Raw genomic sequence first — 251 nt, 5'->3', positions numbered from 1 at the left:
CTACCCCAACGTGCACCACTTGGTGAGCAGCGTCACCGGCACATTGGGGTAGCTTTCCAGGCTGAACAATTCCGGGACGTTTACCGAGCCGATACGGCAACTGCGGCCGAGGTCGTTGCGCAGCAGGTCGACGATCATCAGGTTCTCGGCGCGATCCTTTGCGCTGGCCAGCAGTTCGGCGGCGTTGGCGGTATCTTCCTCCGGCGTCAGGCCACGAGCCCGGGTGCCTTTGATGGGGCGGGTTTCCACGC

1 protein-coding gene is annotated in these 251 nt (G+C 63.7%); it reads right to left on the bottom strand.

Annotated elements, in window-relative coordinates:
• Nucleotides 1-251 (bottom strand): chorismate-binding protein (locus AC0L3B_RS39960; protein ID WP_473383460.1); only part of this gene is annotated, 251 nt, incomplete at its 5' end.

The sequence above is a fragment of the Bradyrhizobium sp. Kon56 genome, from assembly GCF_055807635.1.
Note: the sequence above shows the minus strand (reverse complement) of the source record. Positions and strands in the feature narration are given on the sequence as shown.